We start from the raw sequence: 19,302 nt of genomic DNA, 5'->3' as shown, positions 1-19,302 counted from the left end.
GCAGAGGAAGCCGTATGTGGTTTGAGCAAATAAAAAGGGGTACCGGTGGGGATGATGAGCATATTTTATTTTGTTTCCCTTATGCCGCCGGAAATGCCGAGGTATTCGTGCCATTCTCTCACTACGTCAATAGCAATACGTCCGTGTACGCCATGCAACTGCCCGGCAATGGGCGCCGCTTTTCAGAGGCGTTGTGCAATGATGTCTGCAAAATTCTGGATGAGGTTGAACGAGAAGCCACGAGCCTGATGTCGGGAAAACCGTACTCATTTCTTGGTCACAGCAATGGCGGATTATTCGCCTTTGAATTGGCGAGTCGTTTTATCGCTCAGGATAAACCGCCGGCGCGAATTTTTATCGCCGCAGAAGCACCGCCGCACATTACGGATTTTAAGCATGATCCGATGCATTCAGATGATGATGAAATGGCCGAAGTATTGCGTCGTTATGGCGGAACTCAACCTGATATTTTGGATGACGTTGATTTCAGAAGCTTATTTTTTCCTATTATACGCAACGAGCTGTCGATTAATTTTCATATGAAACGGGCGTTGAAGGAGAAGACAATCAATTATCCTTTGGTGTTGATTCACGGCAGCCGCGACAGCACTGTTTCCAAGACGGACATGGCGGCTTGGGCGCGCTATACAAGCGCGCATATCGGTCTGCACACCGTTTCGTCGGATCATTTCTTCATCAATCATCAGCCGAAAGAAGTGGCGGATATCGTGAATCAGCAGCTGGCGTAAAGCGCAGGTATGGCGGTTGGGGCACAACCGCCATTAACGCAATGGCGTCATCACACCACCGGCGCCACCGTCAGCAGCAGGTTGGCGAAGCGGCGCTGTTCGCCGGAGGCGATCACCAGCAACGTCCGATCCGATTTGACCGCGGCGTAAAACGCCTCGCGCGGCAGGTATTCGATCGGGCAATGTTCAGGCAGCAGCTGCCGGTATTCGGCTTCGATAGCGTTGGTGAAGTCCGGCGGGCAGGCCATCAGCGCCGCGCTTTCCACGTTGATGCAGGCCAGCAGTTTTTCCAGGATCGGCGGAGCGGCGAGCGTGCCGGGCGCCAGGTTCAGATAGACCACGGTGGCGTCTTTCGGCGCGTGGGTCATGCAGGCGTAGTTGCCGTCGGCGATCAGCACCTGGGTTTTATGCCCGCATTGCGCCAGCGCGGCGAGCAGCGGCGGGTGGATGATGGCGGATTTAATCATAAGGCGATACCTGAATAGGGGGCGGCAGCCGTGCCGCCCGCAGCTGAATTACATGCGGTAGATGCCGCCGTTGATATCAAGAGTGGCGCCGGAGATGAAGCCGTCGTATTCCGCCGCCAGAAAGGTGATGGCGCGCGCCACGTCGTCCGGCGTGCCTGCGCGGCCCAGCGGGATGGCGCGAACGGTTTCCTCCGCCGATTCTTGGGTGGTGTGGCGATTATGGAAGCGGGTGCCGAGGATCAGGCCGGGCGCCACCGCGTTTACCCGGATGCCGTGCTCGCCCAGCTCTGCCGCCAGCGAGCGCGTCCAGGTGAGCACCGCGCCCTTGGTGGCGGAATAGACCAGCGAGCCGGAGTGGCCGCCGGCGCGGCCGGCCTGCGAGGCCAGGTTGACGATGCTGGCGCCGTTTGCCGCCGCCTTCAGGAACGGTAGCGCGCTCTGCGTCACGTTCAGCATGGTGGTCATGTTCACGTCGATCACGGTTTGCCAGAAGGCGCGGTCGATCTCGCCCAGCCATTTGCGCCCGACGATGCCGCCGACGTTATTGACCAGAATATCGATGCCGCCGAGAAACTCGGCGCCGGCCGCGACGCAGCCCAGCGTTTCGTCGGTATCGATGAGATCGGCGTAGCCGTAAGCGGCTTTTTGCCCCAGAGAATGGGCCAGCGCCACCAGCGCCTTGGGGCCGCTTTCGTCGCTGTGATAGTGAAAATAGATGTCGCAACCGGCCTTGATCAGCCGCTCCGCAGTGGCGCGGCCAATGCCCTGTTCCGCTCCGGTGATAAAGACCTTTTTGCCCGCAAGATCGCCCATGATTGACTCCTTATTGGTTCGTTAAGAATTGATGACGCCTTCACGCTGTTTGGCGCAGTAGAAAATGCAGATCAGCCCGGTGGCCAGCAGGCACGAGGCCAGGAAAAACAGCCCCGGCGCGCTGCTGCCGGTCAGATCGTTCAGCACGCCCACCGCATAGGGGGCGACAAAACCGCCGATATTGCCGATGCAGCTGACCACCGCCAGCCCGGCGGCCGCAGCCGCGCCGGTGGAGATATTGGCGGGCATGGATAAAAACGGCGGCACGGCGGTGTAGATACCGATGGCGGCGATGCACAGGAACGACAGCGCGACGAGCGGGTCGTATTTAAAAAACGTCACCGCCCCCATCAGGCCGATGGCGGCAACCACCATGCTGAGGCCGGCAAATACGCCGAGCTTTTTGGTTTTGCTGGCCCACAGGCTCCACGGATAGACCAGCAGCGCGGCCAGGCCGTAGGGAATGAGCGCCAGTAGGCTGACGCGGAAGATATCGCCGCCGGAGAGGGCGCTGATGATCGACGGCAGCCAGGTGCCGAAGCCATAAATGCCGCACACCATGCCGAAGTTGAGCAGCGCGTAGAGCAGGTATTTCTTGTTTTTAATCCCCTTCAGGAAGTCAGCCAGCGTGATTTTAGAGCCGGATTTGGAGCGGCCGGCGTTGCTCATCAGCCAGGCTTTTTCCTCCACGTTCAGATAGCCGACGTCTTTGGGGGAGTTCTTGATCAGGAACGGGATCAGCAGGCCGATGACGATCGGCGGCAGCCCTTCGAGGATAAACAGCAGCTGCCAGGGGGCGAACCCGAACCAGTCATGCTGAATATTGAGAATAAAGCCGGAAATCGGCGAGCCGACCGCGTTGGACAGCGGCTGGACGATGATAAACATGCCGAGAATTTTGGTGCGGTATTTCTCCGGAAAGAAAACCGTGAAGTAATACACCACCGAGGGAAAGAAACCGGCTTCGCACACGCCCAGCATAAAACGGCAAATATACAGCTCCAGCGGCGTGCGCACAAAACCGAGCAGGGTCGCGAAGATGCCCCAGGAAATTAATATTCTGGCGAACCAGATACGCGGGCCAAATTTAATGGTGCCGGCGTTGCTGGGTATTTCAAACAGGAAATAGCCGATAAAGAAAATCCCGGAGGCGAAGCCGAAAGCCGAGGCGGTCAATCCCAGATTATCTTCCAGCGCTTTGGCGGCGTAGGCCATATTGTTGCGGTCGAGAAAGGCCAGGAAATACAATAAGATCATGAGGGGGACAATATGCAGCGTCAATTTCCTGATGGCGCTGCGTTCAATATCCGTTGGCATTGTTTTTTTCATCATGGTTTTTCCCATGTGGTTAATCGGAATAATAGCGGCCCAGCCCAAAGTCATGAGCGGCGTGCTGAATAACGACGTTGCGTGCATAAAAGCGTCGCGCCGTTTATTTATTGCGACGATTCTATTTTTTCTGCTTTTAGCTGCGACGATCCGGACGATGCCGGCTGCGCATCGTCTGGGAAAATCGTTTTTACCGTATTAACCGGCGGCTTTGACCGAGCGCCGGCTGATGACCGACGGCGGGAAGAGAAACTCGCCGGGCGGTTTCAAATCATTGTTGATACGGCCGATCAGGCGTTCGACCATCAGCTGCGCCATCTCCGCCAGCGGTGGGCCAATCGACGTCAACCCCGGTTCGGCCAGGCCGGCCAGCGCGATATTATCGATGCCGATCACCGAGATGTCTGCGGGCACCTGGATGCCGGCGGCGCGCAGGCCCACCATCAGCCCGATGCCCAGCGCATCGTTAATCGCCACGATGCCGTCCGGGCGCGGTGCCAACGCGAGAACGCGCGGCGCCAGCGTCAGCCCCAATTCGAACATTTCCGTGTCGCCGTAGGCGCTGTTGGCTTTGCCTTCGATCACCCGTTGGCGTTCGCTCAGGCTGTGCCCCAGCGCGCTCAGAAAACCGTCGATCTTGTGGCTGCGCCCGACGGTTAGCGTCGCTTCGGTGGCGAACACGATGTGTCGGCAGCCGCGCTCGAGCAGGTGCTGCGCGGCCAGGCGCCCGGCGGCGATATTGTCCATCGACACGCTGTCGAACAGTCGGGTATCGGTGGCCATCGGCTCGGCGAACGGGCTGTCGTAGCTGACAATCTTCATGCCTCGCTCGGCGGCCCGAACAAAATGAGTCTGGCGAATGTCGCTCGCCGCTACGATGATGCCGCGCACGCCGTGCAGGAACATATCGTCGATAAACGCGGCTTCTTCCTGTTCCTGGCGGTAGGCGTTGCCGAGCAAAACGCGGTAACGGTGAACCCGCGCCGCGCCGTCGACCGCATGCGCCAGCGCCGAAAAGCTCGGGTTGACGATCGACGGCAGTAGCAGGCCGATGATCTTCGCCTGCGGCGCGGGCACCGCCGCTCGGGCCGGCCGGTATCCCAGGGTTTCCATCGCCCGTTCGATGCGCTCACGGGTCTGCGCGCTCATCTGGTGGCTGCGATTGTTCAGCAGGTTCGACACGCTGCTGATGGACACGCCGGCCAACCGCGCCACATCACGAATATTTGCCATTTGCCGATACCTTGCTGCCTGCCGTTAGCCTGCAATCTATAAGGGAAGCCGGCCGCAGGCAAGCTGGAACCGGGGCGCTGCGCACATGGGATTGCGCATTTGTGAGAATCGTCAGGCGGCAGCCGTGTTGTTTACTAAACAACACAGGGGGAGAGGGGCAATGTGTTAACGCAGATGAGTGAGATCTGCGAAGCACCTCTCGTTTATCGCCCTTCGGGGCGGCGGGTTCTGTACTATTGTTTTCTCTTTGCGGCACGTTCCAGGCCGATGGGGCGCTGGGCGCAACGGAGAGAACAGATGAACAAACGGGAATTAGAAAGCGCGATTGTCACCGATTTTTCCAAACGCATGAGCTATGGCGACTACCTGTGCCTGGACTCGCTGCTGGACTGCCAGCACCCACTCTCCAACCCGCCGCATCATGACGAAATGCTGTTCGTGATACAGCACCAAACCTCCGAGCTGTGGATGAAGCTGATGCTGCACGAGCTGCAGGCGGCGGTGCGGCTGGTGCAGCAGGACAAACTCAGCCACTGTTTCAAAATCCTCGCGCGCGTCAAACAGATCCAGCGGCTGCTGTTCGAACAGTGGGCGGTGCTGGAAACGCTGACGCCGTCGGAGTACGTCGAGTTTCGCGACGTGCTGGGCAGCTCATCGGGCTTCCAGTCGCACCAATACCGATCGATCGAGTTCCTGCTCGGCAACAAGAACGCCGCCATGCTGGCGGTGTTTAGCAGCGATGCGGAAAAGCACGCCGCGCTGAAGGCGATCCTCGAAGCGCCGAGCCTGTACGACGAATACTTGCTGTACCTGGCACGCCACGGCCTGCCGATCCCGCAGGAGTGCCTCGAGCGTGACTGGACGCAGCCCTACCAGCGCAACCCGGATCTGCTGCCGGCGTTCAAAGTGATCTACGACAACCCGCAGACCTACTGGGAAGCCTATGAAATGGCGGAGAAGCTGGTGGATATCGAGGAGAGTTTCCATCTGTGGCGTTTCCGCCATATGAAAACGGTGGAGCGGATCATTGGCTTTAAGTCAGGTACCGGCGGTTCCAGCGGCGTCAGCTTCCTGAAAAAGGCGTTGGATCTGACCTTTTTCCCCGAGCTGCTGGACGTGCGCACCGAAATCGGTGCCTGAAATAACGTGGGAGGATAAGGGCGATGAGCGTGAGGATTATCGATAAAGCGGCGGAGAAGGTGGTGGGAGTGAGAGTCGTGGGGCCGTATCCGCAGACCATCCCGCAGGGCTCGCAGCAACTGCTGGCATGGCGGAAACGCCAAGGCGTGCCGTTTGGCAAATGGCTGGTGCTGTATTGGGACGATCCGGCGGAAGTGGCGCCGGAAAAGCTGCGTGCCGACGTAGTGATAAGCGTGGCGGACGATTTCGCGCTGCCGGCGGGCAGCGAGGGCGTGACCGTGCAGACGCTGCCCGCCGGGCAGTATGCGGTCTACCACGTGCGCATCAGCGATGGCGATTTCGAGCGGGTGTGGGGCGAGTTCTATCAGAAGCTGCTACCGGCCAGCGGCTACCAGCCGGTTGAGGGGGTGAGCTATGAGCACTATCTCAACGACTGCGAGGCCGACGGCTATTTCGACCTCGAGATTTACCAGACGGTGAAGAAGTGGTGAGGGGGCTAACGGCGCGGTAGCATATCAAAAGGCTCTTTGGGAGCCTTTTGATGGGATATTTAAAGATTCATTTAAAAGAGGAACAGTCATAAGATAATTATTCCATGTCTATATCATAGAATGTATATTTAAGGTTTTTTATAAAATCTATTGTTTGCAGTAAGCGAACGTCTATCTTTTGATATGCCAAACAATCCTTCTCTAACTGGTTTATTATGGATAAACATCTTTCATCTTGCTCGTCCATGGCATCATAAAAATCTTGGTTGCACAAATCTAGCATTCTTAAGAATAACGAATCGGAAATTGTCTCATCTGATGGTGGTGTTTCCCCTGGGATATGATGGGTCGCACTGAGCAATAAAAACCCATGATACGAAAAATCACAGCCCAACAAGAAATAAAGACCCTCTTTGATTGGTGTCTTATAAACGATGACCGATGTATCCGATGCGACAATTAAAATGTTCTCTTTGGATTGGAAAACTGCTTCGTCTTGAATAGTGACGTGAGATACGAAGCTACCGATACATTCTGATAATTTTATTTCTCGTAATGAGTCAACATCAAGGGCATGACGCTCGCTTGATGCTTTAAAAAAAGAAGGAACGCTCAACAACAAAAAAGAAAGCTCGTTTGTTTTCTTGTTGATTAAAAACCAGTCAAGGGAGTCCATTTCACTAAAATTACTGCTTCCAAAGAAATTACTGATATCATTTTCTAACTCATAGATATCACTGTACTGGCTTTTCATTGATATATTAAAGTTGGCGATATCCCAGGAAATATTCATCATCTGTTACCTCAGAGTGTTATAAAGATTTCAGTGGGGTCGCCTCTAAGAGAGCGCTAGTGAAAAATGAAACCCAGCAACTTTATCTTATATCTTGCTGGTTGTGATTCACCCGTCGCCGTGATTATTGTTATTCTGTTTTTGTGCATTTCCGGCTCTACATTCTGAATGTAGATATCCAGATTTTCATTTTTATATGAAGGTATTGGGTCATATGGGTACTCTATGACTTTTATCCCGCTTATTTTTTCTGCGATCGCCTTCCTGATGTTTTCATCTATATCCCATATGGGTATCGCAGAGCTGTTATCATAAAGTACTTTTTCGTTAGAGTTAGGGATGGATACTTCTTTTTTAAATAAACGAAACTGCTCTTCGTTACCATCAAATAGTTGCCTGTTTGATGGGGTAATGACAATTTTCTCTTTGTTCATAATATTTAAATAGATCTAGTGAATAAATGATTCATGCCTTTATTGATTGTTAGTGTGCGAAGTGAAGATGTAGTTATTTGCGATATTCGAGGGGGGGTGAAAAATCACACACACTCTGCATTATGGAATGAGTGTGTGAATTTTTATATAATAATGTGGATGAGTTTCCTCTTTTTTAATAAATTATGTTATTCCTTTTGCAATATTTTCGCCATTCATCCTCAGTATGAAATGCACTGCGATAGTTGCACACTATTGTTCCCGTTAAATTATGTGGGTCATAAGCAGCGTCAATATGCCCCCATGAACCACTAACTGGAAGTTGTATATGAGTTTTTTCATAAAACCATGTTCGAAGATTTTTGGTAATAGCACCTTCTACTTTTTTTTGTATTCCCATCATGAGTTTTTCAGGCGCAAAACGCCAACTGCAAAGCACTGCATCTGTAATGAAGGCCCCGGAGAAGTCGGCAATTATATATATATCGCCGGCTTTTTCTTTTTTTGTACTGATTATTGTTCTGTATGATGTAGTCCTACCATCTGACTTTTCTGGCCAACCCTCCCACAATCTGGAGCCTTTTATTAGCATTTCTCGGGTTGTCGCTGTACCTAGCGTTATTCCCGCGAGTTCTAGTGTTCCGTCATAAGTATCTAGTTGCATTTTACAATCCAATTTCAAAAGGCTTATCAATTGGCTCAAGAACAGTTTTATAGTTAGAAAGGAAAAATTGAGTTCCTCCGCCTTCGCCGAATCTCGTTGGGTCTTGAGATATCGCTTTACCTGTTCCTGCAATCGTTTCTCTTTTTACTCTATATGCTTGTATTTTAGATCTATAACCAAATTTTTCATGTGGAAGCACCTGCAAACTTTCCCATAGCTTGGCTCTACTGCCACCTGCAGCATCTAGCGTCGCCTTGTTGAAGTAAAAACCAGATTGCCCTGGAGCGCCGCCATAAACAATGTCACCTTCTTTCAACATGATATTTGACCAAGAGTCTCGTCCTTTGTAGATACCTCGACCTTGCCATTGTCGACCAAAAGCTGCCTGATTATGATCGTTGGCTTTGGTTGCTGCGCATCGTGGCTTCCATCCCCAAGGATCCACCCAACCCAGCGGATTCGGCGCGTATTGGTACAGGTTGATCCCGCCGGCCAAACCTATCGGATCGTGCTGGGTAAATCTGCCGATATCCGGATCGTAATAGCGGAACAAATTGTAGTGCAATCCCGTTTCCCGATCCAGGTATTGCCCCTGCAGGCGCAGGTTTTGGGAATAATCCAGATCTTGCTGATTTTCCTCATACTTTATGCGGCCCCAGGCGCTGCTGTGACTCTGCCAGCGCAGCGTTCCGTCGCTGTCGGTCAGGCTTTCCGGTTCGCCGTTCGGCGCCGTGTGGAAGTAAAATACTTGGGCCGGCGTGTGGCCGTCGATGCGCGCCAAAGGTTCATAGCTGCCCTGATCGGCATAGACATAGGTGAGGGGCATGCCGTCGCGAGTTTCCTGCAGCAGCCGGAAACCTTCCCACAAAAACGTGGTGGTTTGGCATTTGCCGGCCGGTTGGCGCAGATCCTGACTTTGCCGCCACACCCGCTTTTGCGTGCGCCGCCCGAGCGGATCATAGTGGAACTGCACATGCTGCTGGGCTTCGCTGCGATGTTGGCTGTAGCGCACCACCTCGCAGAGGCGATGATCGGCGTCGTAGAGATATTGCCAACGGTAGTGGCCTTTGCGTTTTTCCACCGTGCGGCCAAAGACATCGTATCGGTAATCAATTCCCTGATAATGCAGTACGCGGTTGTGCCGCTGGCGGAATTGCCCCTCATCCAGCAGGTTGGATGCCGGATCGTACCGGTAGCGCTCGGTATCCGGCAGCGTGCCGTCCCGGCTCAGCAATCGACCGGTGGCATCGTACTGATAACGCTGGTAGGAGAACGGGTTGGCGTTGTGTTCTTCGCGCGTCAGGTTGTTTTGATAGTCGTAGGACCACTGGCGCGAGCTGCTGGCCGGCGCCGGGCGCTGGCGGTTGTCATTGAAGATCTCCCGCCGGTCTTTGCGCCCCAGCCGATCATAATGCACTCGGCTGGTCAGGCGACCCTGCGTACGGCTCAGCTCGCGGTGCAGATTGTCACGCTCGAACTCGCTGAGGGTGATATCGTCCAGCGCCAGCTGCAGCAGGTGGCCGCTGCCGTAGTACAGCGCGCGCAGCGCGCGTCCGTCGGGCAAGGTGGTTTGCGTGCGGTTACCCATCGGATCGTAATCATAGCGCAGCGTACCGTTGGCACCTTGTTCACGGGTTACCCGCCCCAGCAAGTCATAGTCAAAACTGACCTCGCTCTGAGCCGTTGTCGGCTCGTCATGCCATGCGTTGCCGCGGTCACTGGCGGCATGCAGCAGTTGGCCGAGCGGACTGTAGCGGTAGCGGGTTTCTCCATCGGGCGTCTGTTTGCTCACCAGTTGGCCGGCGCCGTCATGGTTGAAATAGTGCGAGAAGGCGGCGGAGGTATTGGCGGCGAAGCGGCGCTCGACGACCCGGCGGCATTCGTCGTAACGATAGCGGGTGCTGACGCCGTCCAACCCGATTTCTTCCTGCAACAGATTGCAGGCCGTCCAATGGAACAGGTAACTTTCGGCATTCTCGTTGCGCAGCGCCGTTAATCTGCCGCGGGCGTCGTAGTGGCGCACCACCTCGCCATCGAGCGGATTGCGCGTGGCCAGCAGGCGGCCGGCTGCGTCATAGCGATAATGCGTCAGGCGCCCATCGGCCCCCTGATAGCGATCCAGCTGGCCCTGCGCGTTCCAGCTCAGCGTCTCTTGCCAGCCCTCGGCGCGCTGCAGCTGTGTCAGGCGGCCGGCGGCATCGTAGCGGTAATGGACGCGTTCGCCGGCGGCGTCGGTCACCTCGCTGAGCCAGCCTTGAGCCGTATATTTGTAGAGGGTTTGTTTGCCGGAGCAATCGCGGGCGCGCAATAATTGCCCGTGCTCATCATAAGCGAAATGGCTGATGCCGCCGTTGGCGTCGACGGCTTGCACCACCTGGCCATAGCCATCGCGCAGGTAGCGCTGGGTATGGCCGAGCGCATCGATCTCGGCAATCAAGGCATGGCGCTCGTCGTAGTAGAAATGCTGTGTGGCGCCGTTGGGCTCCTTGACGCTGATCGGCAGTGCGCGCTGCGGTAGCCAACCGGTGAGGCGGATATGGCCGAGCGGATCCTCTTCCTCGACCAGATTACCGGCTTCATCGTAGCGGAAATGCCAGCCGTGGCCGAGCGGATCGCGCGTGGCGATCAGCATGTCTTCGTCATTCCATTGGTAATGCCAGACCTCACCACGCTCGTCGGTATATTCGACGATCAGCCGTTGGGCGTTCCAGCGGTGCTGGTGCCGCAAGCCGTCATTCTCGGTGACCGTCGTTAACCCGGCGGCCAAATCGTAGTCGATTGTACAGCCGCCGCCGGCGCTGTCGCGGTGTTCCACCACGCGCCAGTCGTCGAACATCGCCCAGTGATACTCGAAGCTGGGCCCACCGGCCTGTTGGTGGCGGGTCAGCAGGTGTTGGGCGTTATAGTGAAATTCGCGTGTGACCAGGCCGCCGGCGTCGATCACCTGATGCAGATCGCCGCCGTCGTCATAACGGTAGCGCACGCGTGGTTCGTCGTTATGCCGCAAGGCGGTGACGCGATCGTCGAAGCGCGGATCGCCGTATTCCAGCCGCAATGTCATGGTGCCGGCGCTGTCGACGATGTGGCTCAGGCGCTGTCGTTCGTCGTAGTTCAGCAGCAGCGCATTATCGTACTCATCGCTCAACGACACCAGCCTCAGGCGGGAAGGGGTCTGCGGCAGCGGCACGAACAGCCGCCAGACGCTGCCGTCGGTGTCGGCGATCAGCAGCTGTCCCTCTTCACCGCGGCGGAACATCAGCCCTTCACCGGCGCTGAAGCTCGGCTGGTTCACCTCAGGCAGCGGGAAGCGTAGCTCACGACCGGTTTCATCATGCAGGCAACACTCAATGACGCCGTCCCGGTCGTTAAGATCGACCCAAATTTCAAAAGGCGTGCGCCAGCCGTGGCCAAACAGTCCCTGATAGCCATTGCGGCTGTTGTAATTGCGCTGCCAGATCAGCGGAAAGCGCGCCGGCAGCAACAGGTCCAGATCTTCTTCGTCGTTCAATACCTTGGCGCCGGTGGCGGCATGCACCGGGTTAAAGGCGGCGTGGATCGCTTCGCCGAGGGCGTTAACGCCCGCCGCCGCCAGACCGCCGCCGATCATGCAAGGCAGGTTCTTAACCAGCTTGGCCGGATTACCGAGCAGCAGCGGCAGCACGGTCAGCGCCAAACCGATACCCGGCAGCTTGCCGCTCTTGATGTCGCGTACCACCACCGTGCCGCCGCCGATCTGCACATTTTTGGAGACGTCGGTCGAGACTTTCGCCTCGCAGGTTGAACGGTCATTGCTGCGTACGGCCGGTTGGCCGTTGATAAATACTTTACTGGAGCCTTCCGCCAGGTATTGCGGAAGCGGGTGTTTGTCGCAGCTGATTTTATCTTCTTCCAGCGGTTGGCTGGGCTGGCTGGGGCCGGCGACGCCGGGCTGCCATAGCTGCGAGAGGATATTACCGCCGGCGGCCAGCAGCTCGGCGCCATAATCCCAGAAGCTTTGCGGCGGCTGTGGCGCCGGTAACGCTTTGATCTCTGCGGGCGTGAGTAAACGACCTGCGGCGCGTGCCGCCGGTTTGGCGTTGGTGAAGACGTTGGGGGAGCCCGTGAGAATGACGCCGGAGACGGAAGGCGGGAAGAGCCAGTTGGCCACGGCGTCGCAGCCGTTGCTGATATGTTCTCCGACGCCGGTCAGGCTGGTGGCAAAACCGACGATCAGCCCGGCGCCGACGCAGCCGGAGGCCGCCGTCGCCGCTGCGCCGAGCACCGCCACCCCTGCCAATGCCGGCGCTGCGGCGGCGGCTGCTGCGGACACGGCGGCGGTCGCCACCGCATACACCGCGACTTCGGCGACGGCGCTGGCGATGTCCGCCAACGCGCTGGTGTGGATCAGTTCATCATCCTTTCTTGCTGCCCAGATCTCAGCCATGGCTATTGTTCACTGTGTTCGGTCAAGACCAGCGACGCTTTCACCTGCTGCCAGTGAGCGTCATCCTCGGGGGTGAAGGGGCGCATGGCGGCATAGGTGACGATCAGTAACGTCTGGCTCTCGTCCGGCTGCACCGCCAACTGATGCTGATGATGGTGGTGTCCGGCGCGGATAAAGCGACTGGTGACTTCAATCGCCTTGAGATGGCCCTGCGGCCCGGCGCTGATGCGCCGGCGCGGCGACTGTTGCAAATCGCTGATCTGAGGCAGCAGTGCTTGCCACTGCTTCTCGAATTCGTCCTCCAGCGTGGCACCTTGCGGAATGATGCCGCGGGTGATGACCAGCGAGGCGCCGGTTTGCGGGTTTTTGAGAATATTGACCGTGCAGTCCTGCCAGGCGATGGCGGGGAGGGTGAAATGGCCTTCCTGGAAAAGGTAATCCATGGATGTCCTTGCAAGTAATCAGGGGAAAGGACGCGGCGCAGGGCCGCGTCGGCATCAGGATTTCGGGAACAGCTGATCGACGGCGCTCTGGATTGCCGCCTGATGGCCACCGCCCGGTGCGGCGGTGCGCGCGGCGCCGCCAGGCTGGTTGAGATCCAACTGGCCGCCGGTATTGATCTCTCCGTCCTCTTTCACCGTGATATTGAAGCTGGTGCCGGTGATGTTGATTTGGCCGTTCGCCAGCAGCTCGATCACGCTTTCGCCGCACTCGAGCCGCAGCGATTCGCCGGAGCCGAGGGTAAAGGCGTTAACCACGGCGTCGCTGCGCGTTTTGCCGGTCAGCGCGGAGGATTCGCCTTTGACGCCGGTTGCCTGATTGAGCACCACCCGTTTGATCTGGTTACCGCCCACCAGATGCGTGTGGTCGTTAGCGATGGTGTGGCTTTCATCGTTTTTCACCTGGGTGTCCATGTTGCGCTCCGCCTGGATCCACACCTGTTCGGCGCCGGCCTTGTCTTCGAAACGCAGGGCGTTGGCGTTGTCGGCGGTGCCGTCCTTGGTGCGGCTCATAAAGCCCATCTGGGTGGCGGCGGCCGGCAGCGCCCACGGCGGCATGCTGGCTTCGTTATAGACGCGCCCGGTGACGATCGGTCGATCCGGATCGCCGTTGATAAAGTCCACCACCACTTCGTCGTTGACGCGTGGGATCTGCACGCCGCCATAGCCCTGGCCGGCCCAGGCGCTGGAGACGCGCACCCAGCAGGAGCTGCCGTCGTCTTTTGGCCCGAAGCGATCCCAGTGGAATTTCACCTTGATGCGGCCGTATTTGTCGGTCCAAATCGATTCGCCGGCCGGGCCGACCACCCGGGCGGTCTGCGGCCCGTGGGTTTTCGGCCAGGTGGCCTGCTGCGGCGGGTGCCAGGGCACGTCCGCCGGTAGCACGATGAAGTCGATACGGTGTTCGCTGCTCTGATCGTCGCCGCTGGCATAGCGGTTCTCTTTCAGATGGTAGTTGGCCTGCAGCGTCAGGTACTCGCGGTTGTCGTCGGCGTGCGGGGCGTTATACAGCGTAAAGGTGCTGCCGGGAGCAATGCCCAGCGCGGTGGCGGTACCGCGGATCTGCTGATGTTCGGCCTGCCAGGCCTCCTGGCGCACGCGGGCGTAGAACTCCCCCTGCTGATGCTCGGTGTAGCGGCCCGGCCAGTCGTAAACGTCGATCTGCCCCGGCGTCGGCGAGACCGGGTTTTGCCGTGCCTGGAACAGCCAGGCGTTCGGCTTGCGGAAATCGTAGTCGTCCAGGCTGTAGATACCCGGCGTGACGCGATCGGACAACGTCCACTGGCTGATGCCTTCCTCGCTGGTGCTGCCGCCGGACGGCGTCAGGTGGTAGGGGATCATCTCATAGCCGGGATAGGGCTGGTGGTGGTGGGGGGCGTCCCCGAGCACCAGCGTGTGTTTGCCCATCTCGTGTTTGAAATAGTAATAGATGCCCTCCAGCTCCATCAGGCGGCTGATGAAGTTGAAACTGCTTTCGTTGTACTGCACGCAGTAGCCCCACAGGCGATAGTCACCGGTCAGCTGATCTTCCAGCTGCACGTTGTGCTCCGCCAGCAGGGTCTTGACGATCTGCGGCACCGTCTGTTCCTGGAAGATGCGGAAGTTACGGTCCTTGGTCATCGGCCAGAGATCCGGCTGCACGTGCAGGTTATACACCGCGTAGCGCGTGCCGCCGATCTCTTCGCTGCTGACGGCGATGGCGGTGATCTTGCCGTTCAGGTAGCGCGGGGCGCTGAGGAAGCCCTGGGTTGGGATCTCCAGCGTCAGCGGTTGGCCGAGCAGCGCTTTGCGATCGAGCCGCGCGTCGGTGCTCAGCAATTCAAGAGAGAAGTCAAAAGGGGTGGAAAGCGCTTCGATACCGTCCAGTGAGCGGAACAACAGTTGCTCCTGGCCCAGCGGCGTGTGCGCAATAATGCGGTCCAACATGAGAACGTCCTCTGTGATTGACGTCATGCCCTGCATACTCCGGCTTTGCAGCGGCCTTGCCGCGCGGCCAATGAGGATGGGCAGTGGTGCGTCAGTCTCATGAAATAGGGAAACCCCGCCGAGGCGGAGTTTCAGAACGGGATTAACCGGCGGTGGCCGGATTGACCAGCCAGGTGCCGGCGGTGTCGATGCTGAGTTGCTGCCGGCGGAGTCGATCGTCGTGGCGGATTTCCAGCTGATAGCGGCCTGGCGCCAGGTTCAGGCTGGCGAAGCCGTTTGCGCCCGGCGTCACCTGCTGCGGCTTGCCGTCGAGGCTGACCTGTTCGCCCGGTTGCAGTTTGAAGTACACCAACGCCACCGGCTGCGGTGGCGGTGCCACCTTTTCAGGTTCCGCGGCTGCAGGCTGCGCGGTTTGCGGCGCGCTCGGCTGCTCCGTCAGGGTTTTCTGCGCCGGCGACGCCTCAGTGTTTTGGGTCACGGCCTGGGTATCGTCCTCGCCGCCGCTCAGCCAGGCGACGGCACCGATCACCAGCAGCGCCGCGACGCCGGCGCCGGCCATCATCGGGCGCGAGAATTGGGTGCTGCGCGCGGTAACGGCGCCGGCGGCGGCTGCAGCGGCAGCCGGGTTGGCGGCGACCAGCAGGTTCTCCGGCGCAGCCGCCGGGGTGCTGATGATTTCGTTCTCATCGGCGATTGGCAGATGCAGCAGCTCGGCCATTTCATCGATGGTCTGCGGGCGGTCTTCCGGCTTCAGCGCCAGCGCGCGATCGACGGTGCGCAGCAGCTCCGGCGAGTAACCGGCGGGGCGGCGCTCGGCCAGCGGCTGGTAGCTGTCTTCGATGCTGCGCACCACGCTGACCGGCGGCGGCGAACCGACGATCAGCGTGTGCAGCACGGCGCCCAGCGCGTAGATATCGGTCCAGGGCCCCTGTTCGCCGTCGCTGTTCTCGGTGTACTGCTCGATCGGCGCGAAGCCCGGTTTGAGCATGATCTCCGTTTCGTCTGACAGGTTGCCGATCTCTTTACGTGCCGATCCGAAGTCCAGCAGCACCGGCAGCTGGCTTTCCTGGATCTGGATGTTATCCAGCGAAATGTCGCGGTGCAGATAGCCTTCCTGGTGGATGGTGTTGATGGCGCTGAACAGCGGCGGCAGCAGCCGCCGGATCCACGCCTCGTCGATTTTCTCCGGTTGCTGCGCCTGCAGGTTCTTCAGCGTGGTGCCGCTGTAAAACTGGGTGCCCATGTAGGCGGTGCCGTTCTCTTCCCAGAAGCGCAACACGTGCAGCAGACCGGGGTGCGAGAAGCGCGCCAGCAGACGCGCCTCCTGAATAAAGCTGTTCAGCCCGGCCTGGAAGGTTTTGCTGAAGCGTTCACCGCGCAGCCCGATGCTGAGATCGTCGTTGCGTTTCGCCAGCGAGGTTGGCATGTACTCCTTGATGGCGATGGTGCGTTCCAGTTGGTGATCGTAGGCGCGGTAGACGATGCCGAAGCCGCCTTCGCCGATCGCTTCCTGGATCTCGAATTCATTGAATCGATAGCCGCTCGGCAGGCTGTTCGAATTCGGTTTGGTTATCCCGGTTCCCGACATAGTGATGACTCTCTGTGTTCAAAGGGCCGCCGTCTCGGCGGCCGCGGCGTTATGCCTGAAATTGACAAATGAATTCGTGGTTCTGCAGCGCGATATGCAGCTGGCGATAGCGCTGGTCGTTGGCGCTGCCGGTCAGCAGGGTGTGGCTGATCTGTGGCAGCAGGGTGTTGGTCAGGATGGCGTCGACCATGCGGCCGCCGGACTCCACCTCGGTGCAGCGGCTGACGATCTGCTCGATGACCGCGTCGTCGAAGGTGCAGACGATGTCGTGATTCTCCGCCAGGCGACGCTGGATGCGGCCCAGCTGCAGGCGCACGATGTTGCCCAGCGTGGCGTCGGTCAGCGGGTAATACGGCACCACCAGCAGGCGGCCGAGCAAGGCGGCCGGGAACACCGACAGCAGCGGCTGGCGCAGCGCGCCGCTCAGCGCCTCCGGCTCCGGCAGCAGCTCCGGATCGCTGCACAGCCCGGCGATCAGATCGGCGCCGACGTTGGAGGTCAGGATGATAATGGTGTTGCGGAAATCGATATGGCGGCCTTCGCCGTCCTCCATCCAGCCCTTGTCGAACACCTGGAAGAAGATCTCATGCACGTCCGGGTGCGCCTTCTCGATTTCGTCCAACAGCACCACGCTGTAAGGGCGGCGGCGCACCGCCTCGGTCAGCACGCCGCCTTCGCCGTAGCCGACATAGCCGGGGGGCGCGCCTTTGAGCGTCGAAACGGTGTGCGACTCCTGGAATTCGCTCATGTTGATGGTGATGACGTTCTGCTCGCCGCCGTACAGGGTTTCCGCCAGCGCCAGCGCGGTTTCGGTCTTGCCGACGCCGGACGGCCCGGCCAGCAGGAACACCCCGACCGGCTTGTTCGGATCGTCCAGCCGCGCCCGCGAAGTGCGCACCCGGCGGGCGATCAGATCCAGCGCATGGCGTTGGCCGATCACGCGCTGGTTCAGGGTGTCGGAGAGCTGCAGCACCGCCTCAATCTCGTTTTTCACCATGCGGCCCAGCGGGATGCCGGTCCAGTCGGCCACTACCGCCGCCACGATGTTGGCGTCGACGGCGGCGAAGATCAGCGGCGCTTCGCCCTGCAGCGCGCTCAGCTGCTGCTGAAGTTCGCCCAGCTGGGCGCGCAGCGCGTCGGCGTCAGGGGCCGCCTCTGTTTCTTCGCCGGTAGGCTCCGCTTCCTGCTGGTGCAACTGGGCGCGTAGCGTGATGATCTCTTGGATCAGCGCCAGCTCCTGCTGCCAGCGGTCGGTCAGCTGTTCCAGCGCCTGGCGCAGCGCGGTCAGTTGGGTTTCAATTTCCTGCGGGCGCAGGGGATCGCCAATGCCGACTTTGGCCTCGCGGCGGGCGATATCCAACTCTATCTGCAGCGCATCGATGCGGTGGCGGCAGTCTTCGACCTGGGCAGGCTCGGCGTGTTGGCTGACCGCCACGCGCGCGCAGGCGGTATCCAACAGCGCCACCGCTTTGTCCGGCAGCTGGCGGGCAGGAATATAGCGATGCGACAGCCGCACCGCGGCGTCCACCGCTTCATCCAGCAGCAGCACGCGGTGGTGTTGTTCCAGCGGACTGACGGTGCTGCGCAGCATCAGCAGCGCCTTGTCTTCGCTTGGCTCGTGCACCTGCACCACCTGGAAACGGCGGGTGAGCGCCGGGTCTTTCTCGATGTATTTCTTGTATTCCGACCAGGTGGTGGCGCCGATAGTGCGCAGCTGGCCGCGCGCCAGCGCCGGTTTCAGCAGGTTGGCGGCGTCGCCGGTGCCCTGGGCGCCGCCGGCGCCGATCAGGGTGTGAATTTCGTCGATAAACAGAATGATCGGCGTCGGGCTGGACTGCACTTCGTCGATCACCGCCTGCAGCCGTTTTTCAAACTCGCCTTTGACGCCGGCGCCGGCCTGCAGCATGCCAATGTCCAACAGGCACAGTTTCACGTCGCGCAGCTGCGGCGGTACGTCGCCGGCCACGATGCGCAGCGCCAGGCCTTCCACCACCGCGGTTTTGCCGACGCCCGCCTCGCCGGTCAGCAGCGGGTTGTTCTGGCGGCGGCGCATCAGGATATCGATGATTTGCCGGATTTCCTCATCGCGGCCGGCCACCGGGTCGATCTCGCCGTTGCGCGCTCTGGCGGTCAGATCCTGGGCATACTGCGCCAGCACGCTTTCACCGCTGCGCGGCGCGCCGGATACGTTCTCGGCGCCGCTTTCCGCCGGCGCATCCTGGGCGTTTTCCGCCGAGTGAGCGGTGATGGCGGCGAACTGATCCATCAACAGATCGGCGTTGATGCGCTCGAACTGCGGGGAAATGGCCTTCAGCAGATGGCGCAGGCTGTAGGTTTTCAGGATACCGAGCAGCAGGTGGCCGCCGCGGATGCGCGCCGCGCCGAATTTCAATGAGCCATAGACCCAGGCGCGTTCTACCGCGCTGTCGATGTGCTCGGACAGATCGGAAATGGCGCTGGCGCCGCGCGGCAGGCGATCGAGCGCCTCGACGATGTCGCGCGCCAATTGCGCCTCGTCCAGCGCGAAGTGGCGAACGATTTGCTGCAGATCGCCGTCCGGCGATTGCATCAGCTGATGCAGCCAGTGCGCCAGTTCGACGTAGGGGTTACCGCGCAGCTTGCAAAACGCCGTCGCACTTTCCAGAGAGGTGAATAACAGGCTATCCAGTTTGCCAAATAATACCGAGCGGCTGATTTCAGACATGGTTTTCCTCAGGTCTCAGAGTGGCCTGGCGCCGCAGGGCGCCGGCCG

General features: G+C 59.1%; 15 protein-coding genes. 3 read left to right on the top strand and 12 right to left on the bottom strand.

The window, feature by feature from the left end:
- The first annotated feature begins 14 nt into the window (after positions 1-14).
- Entirely contained in the window at positions 15-749 is a 735-nt protein-coding gene (locus ACSJLU_RS15020) for a thioesterase II family protein (RefSeq protein ID WP_049204955.1), read from the top strand.
- A 50-nt stretch (positions 750-799) separates the two neighbouring features.
- On the opposite strand, the gene ACSJLU_RS15015 is transcribed toward ACSJLU_RS15020, so the two are convergent.
- From ACSJLU_RS15015 to ACSJLU_RS15000, 4 genes are all read right to left on the bottom strand, one after another.
- The gene (locus tag ACSJLU_RS15015; protein WP_049204953.1) at positions 800-1,216 is read right to left on the bottom strand and encodes an RbsD/FucU family protein; all 417 of its coding nucleotides are present in this window, start codon (positions 1,214-1,216) and stop codon (positions 800-802) included.
- 48 nt (positions 1,217-1,264) lie between these two features.
- Positions 1,265-2,029: an SDR family NAD(P)-dependent oxidoreductase gene (locus ACSJLU_RS15010; RefSeq protein WP_380824859.1), complete on the bottom strand. Its 765-nt coding sequence runs from the start codon at positions 2,027-2,029 to the stop codon at positions 1,265-1,267.
- A 21-nt stretch (positions 2,030-2,050) separates the two neighbouring features.
- Positions 2,051-3,286: an MFS transporter gene (locus ACSJLU_RS15005; RefSeq protein WP_016927236.1), complete on the bottom strand. Its 1,236-nt coding sequence runs from the start codon at positions 3,284-3,286 to the stop codon at positions 2,051-2,053.
- A 270-nt stretch (positions 3,287-3,556) separates the two neighbouring features.
- Complete coding sequence (locus ACSJLU_RS15000) at positions 3,557-4,591, bottom strand: LacI family DNA-binding transcriptional regulator (RefSeq protein ID WP_127146025.1); 1,035 nt, start codon at positions 4,589-4,591, stop codon at positions 3,557-3,559.
- A gap of 297 nt (positions 4,592-4,888) precedes the next feature.
- Here ACSJLU_RS15000 and kynA point away from each other — a divergent pair, with 297 nt between their 5' ends.
- Together kynA and sbmC are read left to right on the top strand one after the other, a co-directional pair.
- The gene (kynA, locus tag ACSJLU_RS14995) at positions 4,889-5,731 is read left to right on the top strand and encodes a tryptophan 2,3-dioxygenase (RefSeq protein ID WP_025303311.1); all 843 of its coding nucleotides are present in this window, start codon (positions 4,889-4,891) and stop codon (positions 5,729-5,731) included.
- A gap of 23 nt (positions 5,732-5,754) precedes the next feature.
- Positions 5,755-6,222, top strand: coding sequence for a DNA gyrase inhibitor SbmC (sbmC, locus tag ACSJLU_RS14990; protein WP_043138732.1), 468 nt, complete (start codon positions 5,755-5,757; stop codon positions 6,220-6,222).
- Positions 6,223-6,319: 97 nt separating this feature from the next.
- On the opposite strand, the gene ACSJLU_RS14985 is transcribed toward sbmC, so the two are convergent.
- The 8 genes from ACSJLU_RS14985 to tssH form a co-directional block, all read right to left on the bottom strand.
- The gene (locus ACSJLU_RS14985; protein ID WP_043138728.1) at positions 6,320-7,018 is read right to left on the bottom strand and encodes a hypothetical protein; all 699 of its coding nucleotides are present in this window, start codon (positions 7,016-7,018) and stop codon (positions 6,320-6,322) included.
- Positions 7,019-7,071: 53 nt separating this feature from the next.
- A complete protein-coding gene (locus ACSJLU_RS14980; RefSeq protein WP_380824869.1) occupies positions 7,072-7,449 on the bottom strand; it encodes a hypothetical protein in 378 nt (125 codons plus the stop codon).
- A gap of 175 nt (positions 7,450-7,624) precedes the next feature.
- Positions 7,625-8,113, bottom strand: a complete 489-nt coding sequence (locus ACSJLU_RS14975; protein WP_071826121.1) for a hypothetical protein — start codon at positions 8,111-8,113, stop codon at positions 7,625-7,627.
- Between the two features lies 1 nt (position 8,114).
- Positions 8,115-12,536: an RHS repeat-associated core domain-containing protein gene (locus ACSJLU_RS14970; protein ID WP_380824872.1), complete on the bottom strand. Its 4,422-nt coding sequence runs from the start codon at positions 12,534-12,536 to the stop codon at positions 8,115-8,117.
- A 2-nt stretch (positions 12,537-12,538) separates the two neighbouring features.
- Positions 12,539-12,979 (bottom strand): DcrB-related protein, encoded by a 441-nt coding sequence (locus tag ACSJLU_RS14965; RefSeq protein WP_025303306.1) that lies wholly within the window; start codon positions 12,977-12,979, stop codon positions 12,539-12,541.
- A gap of 54 nt (positions 12,980-13,033) precedes the next feature.
- Positions 13,034-14,962: a type VI secretion system Vgr family protein gene (locus ACSJLU_RS14960; protein WP_380824876.1), complete on the bottom strand. Its 1,929-nt coding sequence runs from the start codon at positions 14,960-14,962 to the stop codon at positions 13,034-13,036.
- A gap of 142 nt (positions 14,963-15,104) precedes the next feature.
- The gene (locus ACSJLU_RS14955; RefSeq protein ID WP_089196000.1) at positions 15,105-16,550 is read right to left on the bottom strand and encodes a serine/threonine protein kinase; all 1,446 of its coding nucleotides are present in this window, start codon (positions 16,548-16,550) and stop codon (positions 15,105-15,107) included.
- 49 nt (positions 16,551-16,599) lie between these two features.
- Positions 16,600-19,254, bottom strand: coding sequence for a type VI secretion system ATPase TssH (gene tssH / locus ACSJLU_RS14950; protein ID WP_380824879.1), 2,655 nt, complete (start codon positions 19,252-19,254; stop codon positions 16,600-16,602).
- Positions 19,255-19,302 lie beyond the last annotated feature (48 nt).

The sequence above is a fragment of the Serratia bockelmannii genome, from assembly GCF_051803255.1.
Taxonomy (GTDB): Bacteria; Pseudomonadota; Gammaproteobacteria; order Enterobacterales; family Enterobacteriaceae; genus Serratia; species Serratia bockelmannii.
Note: the sequence above shows the minus strand (reverse complement) of the source record. Positions and strands in the feature narration are given on the sequence as shown.